The organism is Undibacterium pigrum (assembly GCF_003201815.1).
GTDB classification, from domain to species: domain Bacteria; phylum Pseudomonadota; class Gammaproteobacteria; order Burkholderiales; family Burkholderiaceae_D; genus Undibacterium; species Undibacterium pigrum.
Window position 1 is genome coordinate 133,794 of record NZ_QJKB01000001.1, and the last position, 13,374, is coordinate 147,167.

13 protein-coding genes are annotated in these 13,374 nt (G+C 49.8%); 5 read left to right on the forward strand and 8 right to left on the reverse strand.

Features of this window, described 5'->3' with window-relative positions; all coding sequences use genetic code 11:
* Window positions 1-12: 12 nt before the first annotated feature.
* On the forward strand, window positions 13-1,641 hold the full coding sequence (locus DFR42_RS00640) for a hybrid sensor histidine kinase/response regulator (protein ID WP_110253033.1): 1,629 nt from the start codon (window positions 13-15) through the stop codon (window positions 1,639-1,641).
* Between the two features lie 67 nt (window positions 1,642-1,708).
* Here DFR42_RS00640 and DFR42_RS00645 read toward each other — a convergent pair whose 3' ends face one another.
* Window positions 1,709-2,734 carry an NADP-dependent oxidoreductase gene (locus DFR42_RS00645; protein ID WP_110253034.1) on the reverse strand — a complete coding sequence of 342 codons (1,026 nt, stop codon included), beginning with the start codon at window positions 2,732-2,734 and terminating at the stop codon, window positions 1,709-1,711.
* 260 nt (window positions 2,735-2,994) lie between these two features.
* Between DFR42_RS00645 and purU the strand changes: the two genes are divergently transcribed.
* Both purU and DFR42_RS00655 read left to right on the forward strand, forming a co-directional pair.
* Entirely contained in the window at window positions 2,995-3,867 is an 873-nt protein-coding gene (gene purU, locus DFR42_RS00650; protein ID WP_110253035.1) for a formyltetrahydrofolate deformylase, read from the forward strand.
* A complete protein-coding gene (locus DFR42_RS00655; protein WP_110253036.1) occupies window positions 3,867-4,409 on the forward strand; it encodes a YaeQ family protein in 543 nt (180 codons plus the stop codon). Before purU ends, DFR42_RS00655 begins: the two co-directional genes overlap by 1 nt.
* Here DFR42_RS00655 and DFR42_RS00660 read toward each other — a convergent pair.
* From DFR42_RS00660 to yjgA, 5 genes are read right to left on the reverse strand one after another with little or no spacing between them, the layout of a single operon-like run.
* Complete coding sequence (locus tag DFR42_RS00660) at window positions 4,406-5,137, reverse strand: phytanoyl-CoA dioxygenase family protein (protein ID WP_110253037.1); 732 nt, start codon at window positions 5,135-5,137, stop codon at window positions 4,406-4,408. The genes DFR42_RS00655 and DFR42_RS00660 overlap by 4 nt on opposite strands.
* Entirely contained in the window at window positions 5,134-5,811 is a 678-nt protein-coding gene (locus DFR42_RS00665) for an alpha/beta hydrolase (protein WP_110253038.1), read from the reverse strand. Before DFR42_RS00665 ends, DFR42_RS00660 begins: the two co-directional genes overlap by 4 nt.
* On the reverse strand, window positions 5,808-6,356 hold the full coding sequence (locus tag DFR42_RS00670) for a metal-dependent hydrolase (protein WP_110253039.1): 549 nt from the start codon (window positions 6,354-6,356) through the stop codon (window positions 5,808-5,810). The genes DFR42_RS00665 and DFR42_RS00670 overlap by 4 nt, the downstream gene beginning before the upstream one ends.
* Before the next feature lie 21 nt (window positions 6,357-6,377).
* On the reverse strand, window positions 6,378-7,028 hold the full coding sequence (gene mog / locus DFR42_RS00675; protein WP_245936779.1) for a molybdopterin adenylyltransferase: 651 nt from the start codon (window positions 7,026-7,028) through the stop codon (window positions 6,378-6,380).
* Window positions 7,009-7,623 carry a ribosome biogenesis factor YjgA gene (gene yjgA / locus DFR42_RS00680; protein ID WP_110253040.1) on the reverse strand — a complete coding sequence of 205 codons (615 nt, stop codon included), beginning with the start codon at window positions 7,621-7,623 and terminating at the stop codon, window positions 7,009-7,011. The genes mog and yjgA overlap by 20 nt, the downstream gene beginning before the upstream one ends.
* Window positions 7,624-7,802: 179 nt before the next feature.
* Here yjgA and pmbA point away from each other — a divergent pair, with 179 nt between their 5' ends.
* Together pmbA and DFR42_RS00690 are read left to right on the forward strand one after the other, a co-directional pair.
* Window positions 7,803-9,155 carry a metalloprotease PmbA gene (pmbA, locus tag DFR42_RS00685; protein WP_110253041.1) on the forward strand — a complete coding sequence of 451 codons (1,353 nt, stop codon included), beginning with the start codon at window positions 7,803-7,805 and terminating at the stop codon, window positions 9,153-9,155.
* 398 nt (window positions 9,156-9,553) lie between these two features.
* The gene (locus DFR42_RS00690; protein WP_110253042.1) at window positions 9,554-10,645 is read left to right on the forward strand and encodes a TRAP transporter substrate-binding protein; all 1,092 of its coding nucleotides are present in this window, start codon (window positions 9,554-9,556) and stop codon (window positions 10,643-10,645) included.
* 153 nt (window positions 10,646-10,798) lie between these two features.
* Here the strand turns inward: DFR42_RS00690 and DFR42_RS00695 are convergent, their stop codons facing one another.
* Together DFR42_RS00695 and DFR42_RS00700 are read right to left on the reverse strand one after the other, a co-directional pair.
* On the reverse strand, window positions 10,799-12,565 hold the full coding sequence (locus DFR42_RS00695; protein ID WP_110253043.1) for a TRAP transporter large permease: 1,767 nt from the start codon (window positions 12,563-12,565) through the stop codon (window positions 10,799-10,801).
* On the reverse strand, window positions 12,562-13,104 hold the full coding sequence (locus tag DFR42_RS00700; protein ID WP_110254168.1) for a TRAP transporter small permease subunit: 543 nt from the start codon (window positions 13,102-13,104) through the stop codon (window positions 12,562-12,564). Before DFR42_RS00700 ends, DFR42_RS00695 begins: the two co-directional genes overlap by 4 nt.
* Window positions 13,105-13,374 lie beyond the last annotated feature (270 nt).

Sequence of the window (13,374 nt, forward strand, 5' to 3'; positions counted from 1 at the left end):
AGCAAGCTTGACATGGCGACCCCTCTGGCTTTACTGATGGTCGAAGACTCCGATATGGATGCGGAGCTGGTCATGCTATGTCTGCGGCGTGCTGATTTTGATGTCAGCATGACCCGTGTTGAAACTGCAGAGGAAATGCGCGAGGCCCTGTTGGAAGGTTCCTGGGATGTCATACTCTCTGACTATAATTTACCGCATTTCAATACCAATGAAGCCCTGGCCTTGCTGAAAGAATCTGGTCTGGATTTGCCTTTCATCGTGGTGTCTGCCGAGCTGGGCGAAAACGCAGCCGTTGCCCTCATGAAGGCCGGTGCGCATGATTATGTGATGAAAGATAATCTGCTGCGTTTGCCTCCTGCCATCAAGCGTGAAATGAGCGAGGCAGAGCAAAGGCGTGCCCACCGGCTGGCAGTAGAAGCTTTACGTGAAAGTGAAGAGCGATGGAGCTTCGCTCTTGAAGGTGCAGGTTATGGCGTGTCTGACTGGAACATCAAGACAGGTCATGTGCTGTACTCAGCATGCTGGGCCAGCATGCATGGTTATGTGGAGGATGAAATTCCACAGACGCTGCGTGGCGGTATGGACTTGATACATCCAGATGAACTGCCTTTGGTGACCGCAGCACTTCAGGATTATTTTGCCGCCGCCATGCCGCGCTATCACAGTGAACACCGGATACGCTGCAAGGATGGTAGCTGGAAGTGGGTGATAGACAGAGGCATGATCGTCAGCCGTGATGAGCAAGGTCAGCCCCTGCGCATGATTTGCACGCATGTCGACATCTCTGAGCGCAAACAGGCAGAAGAAGAATTGCGTATCCTCAATGAGCAACTGGAGCTGCGGGTAGAAGAACGCACGCGGGAATTGCGTCGCGCCATGACCCAGATTATTGAGTCAGAAAAACTCGCTTCACTGGGCGTGCTGGTAGCCGGTGTCTCGCATGAGCTCAATACGCCTATAGGGAATATGTTGCTGGCTGCCTCATCCCTGGCAGAAAAACTCAATGAGGTTAGCAAGCTCATCGATACCGGAAAAATGACACGCTCTGGTCTTGTACATGCGCTTGATGAATGTGCCGGCGTCAGTCAGCTGATAGTGCGCAGTGGAGGGCGGGCCAGTGAATTGATCGACAGCTTCAAACGTGTTTCAGTAGACCAGACCAGCCAGCGCAGGCGTGAATTTGATGTGCGTATGGCGGTGCAGGATAGTATCAATGCGCTGGGTGGTCAGATCAGTCGTGCTGGTGTCGCTGTCGACAACCGCATACCCGAGGGGGTGAGGATGGATAGTTTTCCTGGTCACCTGGAACAGATCGTCAATAATCTCATCATGAATTCGCTGGCGCATGGCTTCGAAGGCTGCGCCAACAAGCATATAGTCATCAATGGACATGCTCATGATGGCCTGGTTGAATTTGTCTACACAGATGATGGCATTGGTATCCCGGCAGTGTTGCAACATAAGGTATTCGAACCTTTTTATACCACGCGTTTGGGGCAGGGCGGCTCAGGCCTGGGCTTGTATATAGTCCATAACCTGGTGCAGGGGATATTCAAAGGCAGCGTCAGGCTGGAAAGTGAAGTGAATCAGGGTGTGCGCTTGTATTTCAGTTTTCCGGCAACGACACCAAGGATGAGCTGAGGATAGTTGATAGTAGCCATGACAGTCTGGTTTATGTCAAACCAGACTGTGCCACATCGAATGGGCCTTACTCGTCTGCGACCTGCAAAATCAGCTTGCCAAAGTTCTTGCCTTCAAACAGCATCATCAGCGTGTCAGGGAAGGTTTCCAGGCCCTTGACGATATCTTCGCGTGTCTGGAATTTGCCCTCAGCCATCCATTTACCCATTTCAGCTACTGCTTCACCATAGCGGGCGGCATAATCAAATACCACTATGCCTTCCATACGGGCACGGTTCACCAGCAATGACAGGTAATTGGCCGGGCCTTTGACAGGTGTAGTATTGTTGTACTGCGAGATCGCACCGCAAATGATGATGCGTGCTTTCAGATTGATACGGGTCAGTACGGTATCGAGGATGTCACCACCAACGTTGTCAAAATAAATATCCACGCCATTCGGGCAGTGTTCTTTTAAACCATCTTTGACTGAACCTGACTTGTAATCTATGCAGGCATCAAAGCCCAGTTCATTGACCACGAAATCACATTTATCCTTGCCACCGGCAATACCAACGACACGGCAACCTTTTTGTTTGGCGACCTGGCCTACAGTCTGGCCAACTGCACCGGCGGCACCAGATACCACAACTGTTTCACCTGCTTTTGGTTGGCCAACATCGAGCAAACCAAAATAAGCTGTCATGCCAGGCATGCCCAGCGCATTCATGAATTTTGGCAAAGGGGCGAGTTTTGGGCTGACCTTGTAAAAGCCCGCCGTTTTATCGTCTGCCGCACCTACCCAGTATTGCTGCACGCCTGTACCACCAGAAACATAATCACCCACCGCAAATTTGGGGGACTTTGAAGCAATCACCTTGCCTATGCCACCAGCGCGCATGACCTCATTGATAGCAACCGGGCGGATGTAAGATTTGCCTTCATTCATCCAGCCGCGCATGGCAGGGTCCAGCGAGATATAGATGGTTTGTACGACGATTTCACCATCCGTGATATCGCGCACTTCTTCTGTTGTGAAGTTCCAGTCGCTATGCTTGGGGTTGCCGACAGGACGGGCGGCGAGGCGGTATTGTTGATTGCTGAGTGTGCTCATGTTGTCTCCAGAATGTTGTGCTTGGGTTGCTGCTGTCTAAACCAATTTTTTTTGGGTGGGGCTGCCAGAAGAACGACTATACACTAATTAGAACGATCGTGCTTTTTGTTGTGATTATTTAATTGAAGATGGATTCTATGAATTATGCGACTGATCATGCGACAATAGACGGTTAATCTTTAAGCTTTGCAATCAATTTAACGAATTTAATTTGTTTCTGGCCATGGAAAGCAGCAAATCCTGGCCTATACACTGACATCATGAGCATACGACCAGAATATATCCTGACTTTATCCTGTCCCGATCAGCGCGGTATCGTGCATAGCGTATCGGGATTTTTAGCCAACCACGGCTGTAATATTATCGATTCTGCCCAGTTTGGTGATGCACAATCTGCCACTTTCTTCATGCGCGTGCATTTTGCGGTAGAAGATTCCAGTGTCAGCGATGGTGCCCTGCGCGAAGAGTTTGCGGCTTTGGGTGCGAATATGCAAATGAACTGGCAATTGCATGATGCCCATCACAAGCCGCGCGTCATGCTGATGGTATCCAAGATAGGCCATTGCCTGAATGACTTGCTGTTCCGCTACAAGAGCGGTTTGCTGCCTGTAGAAATCAAGGCTATCGTTTCGAATCACACTGATTTTTATCAGTTGGCAGCCAGCTACAATATTCCTTTCCACCATCTGCCATTGGCGGCTGGTGCACCGGCAGAAGCCAAGCAGGCGCAGGAACAAAAGGTATTGGATATTGTTGCCAGCAATGATATTGAACTGGTGGTACTTGCCCGTTACATGCAGATATTGTCGCCGCAACTATGCGATGCCCTGAAAGGCAAGGCCATCAATATTCACCATTCTTTCCTGCCTAGCTTCAAGGGAGCCAAGCCTTATTATCAGGCGCATGAGCGTGGCGTTAAACTGATAGGCGCAACAGCGCACTTTGTGACGGGTGATCTGGACGAAGGCCCTATCATTGAGCAGGATGTGGAGCGTGTCGATCATTCCATGGAGCCTGAAACCCTGACAGCCATAGGCCGCGATGTAGAATGCGTGGTGCTGGCGCGTGCCGTTAAATGCTTTGTCGAACATCGCATTTTATTGAATGGTCACAAAACGGTGGTGTTCAAATAATGGCACTCAAATCCATCATTTATAAAGCTGACCTGAATATCTCGGACATGGACCGTGGCTATTACGCCGACCATAGTCTGACTATCGCCCGTCATCCATCCGAAACCGATGAGCGCATGATGATACGCGTGCTGGCTTTTGCTATTCATGCGGCCGAGCGTCTGGAATTTGGTAAAGGCATATCCGACACAGAAGAACCTGATATCTGGCTCAAGGATTACACCGACGCCATACAGTTATGGATAGAAGTCGGTCAGCCAGATGACCGACGTTTGTTAAAGGCGTGTGGTCGTTCAGAACAAGTCATCGTCTACAGTTTTGCCAGCGCCAGTGACATCTGGTGGAAAGCAATGAATAGCCGTCTTGACCGCGCCAAGAACCTGCGCGTCATGAACGTGCCTTCAGAGCAAAGCCAGGCACTGGAAAAACTCGCGCAACGCAATATGCAATTGCAATGCACGATACAGGACGGGCAAATCTGGATGTCTGCCGGAGATGCATCCGTACAGATTGACCTGGAAACGCTGAAAGACTTTGCCTAATTTGATGTGCCGGATATCTGCGCTGCCTCTGCCCATTGCATGGGTGCGGGCAGTGCAGTGGCACTGAATTCCAGATGCAAGACTCTGCGTTGGCTGGCATTCACTGCCTTGTCAGAGGCATGCAAGAGCAGAGGCCTCATCAGCAAGGCATCTCCCGCCTGCATGGTGCAAATGTGCATATCTGCATCACGCGATTTTTCTATGTACGCATCCAGTTGCTTACCCTTCAGCTTGCCGTGACGATGGCTGCCGGCCAGCACTTTTAAGGCAGCATTCTCGTGATTGGCAGCATCCATGGCGATGCGCATGGTCAGCATCTGGTCCAGCACCTCAGCAGGTGGTTCGACATGATGCACGCCATTTTTTTGCGTCCATTTGCCGTACCCAGCCAGCTCTGCTTTTTGACTCACACAAATCGTCATGTCCTGATGCCAGGGAACCAGCCAGTTATGCGCTGCATTTTTATTGAAGTACAGGCTGCGTACAGGTTTCGCCGTAGATATTCCGGCAGCATCCAGGACTGATATTATTTTCTGCCAGGGCAGTGACCTGGCTATGTCTGGATGGGTTTGCAAAACCTGGCGCACGCCGTAATCATTGATGATGGGATGACAGGCTTGCTCTAGCCAGGCCAGTTCAGCCTGATCAAGAAACCTGCGCAAGATGACAAAACCCTGGCTTGCCAGGGTTTGCGAAATACTCTGATAGTCAGCTAATGCCGCGCTCATTTTCCCTGCAAGACTTTTTTCAGCCACTGACTGATGTCAGTCAGTTCTTCCTGGCAGACTTGATGTGCCATCAGATATTCATGCCAGTCTACCTGGTAGCCTGATGCTAGCAAAAGATCGCGCGATTCTTTGGCGCGTTGAATTTGAATAACGTCGTCCACCTGGCCGTGCGCCTGAAAGATGGGAGTTTCTATATTCGCTTCATGCCGTTCTGTTGTCAGCAAATTACGCAGTGGCAAATAGCCTGACAGACAGAGCAAGCCCGCCAGTTTTTCAGGATAACGCAGACCGGTTTGCAAGGTCATTGCACAGCCCTGAGAGAAACCTGCGAGGATAATATGATCTGATGGAATGCCACGGGCATTTTCCCTGGCAATCAATTGTTCTATGCGTTTTTGTGATGCACGCAAACCATTTTCATCTTCACGTGCAGCCAGGTCTTTGCCAAGTATGTCATACCATGCGCGCATGACATAACGATCATAAAAAGTGATAGGCATCGTTGGCGCAGTGGGGAAAACAAACCGTATGCCAGGGCAGTTTTCCAAATCGAGTTCCCTGACTATCGACAGGAAGTCATTGCCGTCCGCGCCCAGGCCATGCATCCAGATAATGGCAACACTTGGGTTTGCTGCGGTTTCTCTTTCTACAGTCGCTAAGATATCTTGTGTCATGATGATTTTTGTGAGGATGAAGAATAAGTAGCCAGTTTGACGGATAGCACCAGCAAGCTGCACGGTAACCAGACTGTCAATAATTCGGATTGTATTACACGCCAGCCACGCGCTGTCAGAAAGCGATTTACGCCTATAGGCGATACCTGAATGAATTGCCAGGGGAAGAAATAGCGTTCTTCAGTCAATGGCCAAAAAAATTCCACGCCCAGTCCACCGGTTGTCAGCGCATCGAGCAGGCCGTGCGACAAGGTAGAAAACGCGATGAACAGCCAGCAAACCAGAATAGAGCTACGCAAGCGCGTATGAAATATGCTGGCCATGCTGGCGACCAGCATGGCAAACACGATGGAGTGACTAAAGCCGCGGTGACCAAAGGCTGAATCGTAAGCAATGCCAAGCTTGAAACTAATCACATCCAGATCTGGCAGGATTGCTGCCAGCATGCCTGTTAGCACGAGAGGCCAGGGCAGGCGTTTTTGCCCTAGTCCTAGCATCAAGCCCAAAGTCAGTGGTACAACAGGATGCGTCAGTATGGTCGCCATCGCAATCGTATTTTTTGCAGTTCAGGCAGATGGGGTTTTGGCGCGTATCGCGTTTTTAGGGCGAAAAGCCTTGCAGACGCAGTCATCCGTTTCTATGTACGGGCCGCCTATCAAATCCACGCAATACGGTACAGCTGCGAAAATACCGGCAACTACTTGCTGGCCTTCTGCATCTTTCAAGCCTTCCAGGGTTTCCTTGATGGATTTGGGCTGGCCTGGCAGATTTAAAATTAATGCCGCATGATCCGGCGTTTCGCGTATCACGGCGACCTGGCGTGACAAAATGGCAGTTGGTACAAATTTCAGGCTGATCTGGCGCATTTGCTCGCCAAAACCTGGCATTTCCTTGGTGGCGACTGCCAGTGTGGCTTCGGGTGTCACATCGCGCCTGGATGGGCCGGTGCCGCCAGTGGTGATAACGAGATGACATTGCTCGTCGTCCACCAGGGCGATCAAAGCCTGCTCTATGGCCGCGCGCTCATCCGGGATCAGGCGTGTCACCATCTCCCATGGGCTGGTGAGTGCTTTGCCAAACCATTCCTGCAAGGCGGGCAAACCCTGGTCCTGATAAATACCGGCAGAGGCGCGGTCTGAGATTGATACCAGGCCTATTTTGAGTTTTTCGCCATCTGCTACGGTCATTTGTTCAGGCTCACTTGTCATCAAACTCATCGTCTTCTTCATCCAGGTCTGCGTCATCCGCTTCGTCAGCATTGGCTGCAGCTTTGGATTTTTGCAAATCTTTCAAAATCTGGAAGATTTCGCGATAAGCCTTCGGTGGCTTGTTTTCAGCCTGTTCTTTGCGCGCATTACGTATCATGGTGCGCAATTGCTGTACGTCGAGCTGAGGGTGTTCAGCCATCAACTCAGTCAGGGCATTGTCATCTGCCAGCAATTTGTCGCGACGGCGTTCCAGCGCATGCATGGCTGCAGTCTCGGCCTTGGATGCACCTTTCCAGCTGTCTATGGTTTTCTGGATCAGGGCGATTTCTTCTTCATCCAGGGTACGCATTTTCTTGCCTACGTACTGCATCTGGCGACGACGGCCTTCATGGTCCTTGATTTGCTGGCATTCAAGAATGGCGTCACGCACATCTTCTGGCATGGGTACGCGCTTGACGCGTTCACGCGGCTGCTCAACCAATTCCTGCCCCAATTTCTGCAAGGCGGTCATCTCGCGCTTTAATTGTGACTTGGAAGGACGCTCGTATTCTGGTTCGAACTCACTGGACTGGTAGCCACATGAGCCACGATTTGGATTTGGCATAATTCTGCGCCTTTACTATTAACTTAATGAAACGGCTGCTATGATACCCTTTTTAGCTTGGAATTACCTAAAATCAAGCCCGGATTGCACCTGGTATGGTGTGAATTAAGGTAAATGATTAGGATATTTCCATTTAGCCTTTTAGTTCAGACTCACACTGACCCAGATAGAACCCATTCATGAGCAAACCAGTTTTCACCCATACCCAGGACCAGTTAAAGCAAATCGCGCAGGATATGTTGCGTTTCGCCCGTGAAAAAGGGGCATCGGATGCTGCAGTTGAAATCAGTGAGGGCGGCGGCCTGTCCATTAGTGTGCGCAAGGGCAAGATAGAGACCATAGAGCAAAATCGCGACAAGGGTATAGGCATTACTGTGTATATCGGGCAGCGTCGCGGAAATGCCAGTACCTCGGATTTTTCTGAGCGGGCCCTGCGTGACTCTGTCGATGCTGCCTACAATATTGCCCGCTTTACAGCAGAAGATGATTGCGCCGGCTTGCCGGATGCAGATTTGCTGGAAATGGCACCACGCGATCTCAAATTGTGCTATCCATGGCTGATCACTGCCGAAGAAGCCATAGAGCTGGCAAAACGCACAGAAGCAGCAGCTTTTGCCGTTGATAAGCGTATCACTAACAGCGAGGGCGCAAGTGTACACGCCCAGCAATCGCATTTTGTGGCTGCCAATTCGCGTGGGTTCATGGGAGGGTATCCTGTTTCTCGCCAGACGATCTCGGTCGCACCTATTGCTGGCAGAGGTGCAAAAATGCAAAGGGATGACTGGTATTCATCTCAGCGCAACGCCAAAAAACTGGCAGAGCCAGAAGCAATCGGCCGTTATGCTGCTGAACGCGCACTCGCCAAACTAAATGCCCGCAAGCTTGATACCCGCAAGTGCCCGGTTTTGTTTGAGGCCCCGCTGGCTGCGGGTTTATTGGGTGCCCTGGTGCAAGCGACCTCTGGCGGTGCTCTGTATCGCAAGTCCAGCTTCTTGCTGGATTCACTGGGCACGCAAATTTTCCCTTCCCACATACAAGTGCAGGAAGACCCGCACGTCATTGGTGCTGTCGGTTCATCGCCTTTTGATGATGAGGGCGTCAAGACGCGAAAACGCAATGTTGTTTCTGATGGTGTCTTGCAAGGCTATTTCCTGTCTACTTATTCTGCCCGCAAGCTGGGTATGCAAACTACGGGTAATGCTGGCGGCTCTCATAATCTGTCCCTGACTTCCAGCCTCACAAAACGAACAGACAATTTTGTTGGTATGCTCAAAAAGATGGGTACTGGCTTACTGGTAACCGAGCTGATGGGACAGGGCGTGAATTATGTAACTGGTGATTATTCACGCGGTGCGTCTGGCTACTGGGTAGAAAATGGCGTGATCCAGTATGCAGTAGAAGAAATTACGATTGCTGGCAATATGCGCGAGATGTTCCAGCAAATTGTGGCGATAGGTAATGATAGCTTGATACGTGGTACCAAACAGACTGGCTCTATCCTGATTGAAAGCATGACAGTAGCGGGTAGCTAAAAGCTGCTTGTCTTTACAGCATTCTATGCGCCGGGCAATATCCTTATTTGATATTGTCCGGCATTTTATTTGCCTGCTCAGAATTGTCCTGGATGGATGCGTCCATCAGACCTTAATTTAGTGCACTTGCAAAAAATGAAAGTGTGGATGTTGTTAATCGCCCTCAGTAAAAATACTTAAATTTCCTTTTTTGCAAGCAAAACACAGGCATATGCAGCATTTCAGGGGCATATGCAGGTGCTGCGCTTGTAAATGTTGCATTGCAATATAAACATTTATTGCTAGGCCAGGATTACGCCCATAGAATGATTTCGGTTTTTAGTAAATGACGTCAATGTCATTGATTAGCGTGCAGGCCGGAAGCAATTCAGGTCATTATTCAAAATATCGGAGATAGTATGGAACGTCGTTCCTTTCTTAAAAAAGCCGCAGCAAGTGCATCAGTTGGCGCTGCGGTTGCCGCGCCAGCCCTGGCTGCGGATGCTTTGCCTACCCTTAATTGGCGTTTGACATCCAGTTTCCCTAAAAGTCTGGACACCATTTTTGGTGCATCCGAGGTTTTTGCCGCTCGTGTCAAAGAGCTGACAGATGGCAAATTGAATATACGGGTGTTTGCAGCCGGTGAGATTGTTCCAGGCACTGCGGTTTTGGATGCCGTGCAAAATGGTACGGTGGAAATGGGGCACACAGCGTCGTATTATTATTTTGGTAAAGACCCTACATTTGCATTTGATACAGCAGTGCCATTTGGCCTGACTTCACGCCAGCAAACTGCGTGGATGCTGCATGGTAATGGCATGAAACTCATGCGCGAATTTTTCGCTGACTACAATGTCGTGAACTTCCTGGGCGGGAATACTGGCACTCAAATGGGTGGCTGGTTCCGTAAAGAAATCAAGACGGTAGCTGATTTAAATGGTTTGAAATTCCGCGTCGGTGGTTTTGCTGGCCGCGTCTTGTCCAAGCTGGGTACAGTGCCGCAACAGATCGCTGGCGGTGATATTTATCCTGCACTGGAAAAAGGTACGATCGATGCAGCAGAGTGGGTAGGTCCTTACGATGATGAAAAACTGGGCTTCAACAAGATTGCCAAGTTTTATTACTATCCAGGCTGGTGGGAAGGTGGCGCGCAGTTGTCTTTCTACGTCAGTAAAAAAGAATGGGATAAATTGCCCAAGCAGTACCAGGCAGCGATAGAGGCAGCAACGCATGAAGCGCATAACGACATGCAAGCCAAGTACGATGCACGCAACCCTCCCGCTCTTGGACGTTTGCTGGCGCAAAAAATCAATCTGAAGCCTTTCCCGCAGCCAGTCATGGATGCTTGCTTTAAAGCTGCTCAGGATACGTTTACGGAAGAAGTCGCAAAGAATCCTAAATTTGCCAAGGTGTATGCAGACTGGTTAAATTTCCGTAATAACCAGGGGCAGTGGTTTGGGGTTGCTGAACAAAGTTTTGCTCGCTTTAACTTTGGCAAGGCTTTGAAATAATAGTATTTCAGGTTTTACAAAATAAAAATCCCCGCAGAAAAATTTTTGCGGGGATTTTTTTGCGCCTTGTCTGCGGCAATGAAAAAACCTCTGCTATTGCTGGCCAGAGGTTTTCGCATTGCGAATCTATTACCTACTTATTTTATTCACTGCTTACTTCTGCGGCTCCTGGAACTGGAACTTGGGTTGTTCCTCTTCTGGCGGCGTATCAGGTGTGGCAGGTGCACTGGCTGGCTTTTCGGTACTTTCGCTAAATACCGGTGGCTTAGCTTCTACATCCGGCTCATTGACAGTCTTCTCTATCACCAGATTGCCTGATACCGGTTTGTCAGAACCCTTGTCCAGCAAGGCAGTTACCATGACAGGGAAGCACATGACCAGTACCACCATGATCATCTGGAGGCCTACCCAGGGCAGGGCGCCCCAGTAGATGTCAGAGCTCTTGACTTCTTTAGGGGCTACACCACGCAGGTAGAACAGGGCGAAACCAAACGGTGGATGCATGAATGAGGTTTGCATGTTCACGCATAACATCACGCCAAACCAGACCAGTGCAGCAGAAGAGGCTGCTTGCGGGCTACCCATGCTTTCCAGTAAAACAGGTGCAAGGATTTTTTCTGCGACCGGTGCCAGCATGGGAACCACGATGAAGGCAATTTCAAAGAAATCCAGGAAGAAAGCCAGGAAGAAAATGAACAGGTTGACGATCAGCAAAAAGCCTATCCAGCCTCCTGGCAAAGACGTAAACAAATGTTCTACCCATACCCCACCATCGACACCCTGGAACACGACCGAGAAGCAGGTTGAGCCTATCAGGATAAACACCACCATCGCAGTAATGCGCATGGTGGATTGATAGCCCAGCGTGATCAGGGCGCGCAAGTCAGCAATCCGATAGGCGCGCGTCACCAGCCAGACTATGGCAACGTACACCAGCACCAGGGCTATTTGTAATGCGAGCTTTGCAGGCTTGCTGATTTCATTGGCATCAGAGTAAAAAAACAGGCCGATGATGAGAGCAATACCGAGGCCAGCAAGACCAACACGGAAAGCCAGTTTGTCTCTCTTGTTGAATTCCTTGTCGCGCAAAACCGCCAGGATAATTGCACCCAGTGCTCCCATGGCGCCAGATTCTGTTGGTGTTGCTATGCCCAGCATCATGGTGCCGAGTACCATGAAAATCAATACGGCTGATGGAATAATCCCTTGCAGGCATTTTTTCCACAAGGCCCAGCCTTGCAGGGTACGCGCTTCTTTGGGGACGGCTGGCAGCCAGTCAGGCTTAAGACGTGACAGGATGAAGGTGTACAGAATGAACAAGGCGATCTGTACCAGTGATGGGCCCCATGCGCCCAGATACATGCTGCCTACGTCGGCGCTGGAAGTCTGGGTTTTCAATTGGTCAGCCAATACCACCAGCACCAGGGAAGGTGGGACCAGTTGGGTAATCGTGCCTGAGGCTGCCAATACGCCAGTGGTATAGCGTATGTTGTAACCATAACGCATCATGACGGGCAAGGAAATCATCGCCATCGCAATTACCTGAGCTGCAACCGTGCCTGTGATGGCGCCAAGGATGAAGCCAACGATAATGACAGAATAACCAAGACCACCACGGATAGGACCAAACAACTGGCCCATGGAGTCAAGCATGTCTTCTGCCAGGCCACACTTCTCAAGTATCGCCCCCATGAAGGTAAAGAAGGGAATCGCCAATAAAAGATCATTGGCCAGCACGCTGCCAAAAATACGTTGTGGAACCGCTTGCAGGAAAGCGACGTTGAAAAAGCCCAGTTCTATTGATAACAGGCCAAACGAAAGACCAACAGCCAGCAGGGAAAATGCGACGGGAAAACCGACAAGCATAAACAGCACCAGGCCGCCAAACATCAGTGGCGGCATATACTCGATAGGGATCATTGCACAGGCCTTTCGTATTTCGATTCCAGATGTGTTTTGCCCAGCAAGGATGCAATACGTTTGATGAGTTCAGATACGCCTTGCAATGTCAGCAATGCAAAGCCGACAGGAACGATGAGTTTGATCGGGTAGCGCGGCAGGCCACCGGAGTTACTCGATTGTTCCAGAATTTCCCAGGAAGGCAGGAACAAGGATTTCCAGGCCAGCCAGGAAAACAGGATGCATGAAGGGAAAAGGAAAAAGACGATACCGAAAATATCGATCCAGAGTTGCGCCCGTTCAGAAACATGGGCATAGATCAAATCTACCCGCACATGTTCATTTTTCTGGAAGGTGTATGAAGCACCCAGCATGACGGCTGCACCAAACAAATACCATTGCAATTCCAGTGGCCAGTTGTCGCTCCAGTCGAAACCATAACGTATTAACGCATTACTGGCGCTGACGATACATGATAATAAAATTAACAAGTTTGCCAGACTGCCGATACGTTCATTCATTACGTCGATCCATTTAGACAGACGCAGAAATACTTGCATATACATATCTCCTGAGTTTTTATTTTACAGACGTCAACAACGCGCATGCCAGCCATTGCCTTGCTGCCAGATAAGGGTTGTTGAGTCTTGTTTTTTGTGCTTTTGAAATCACCATGCGCATAGTGCAGGTATTCACATGCCGTCACGAGTATAAGACATTTTTTCACATACACGAGAGTCTGTATGAGTTGAAAAAATACTTTTTTGAAGTGAAAACGACAATCCCAGTATTTCTACTTAGATCAAGATAAAAAGCGTGGAAAGGCTTTT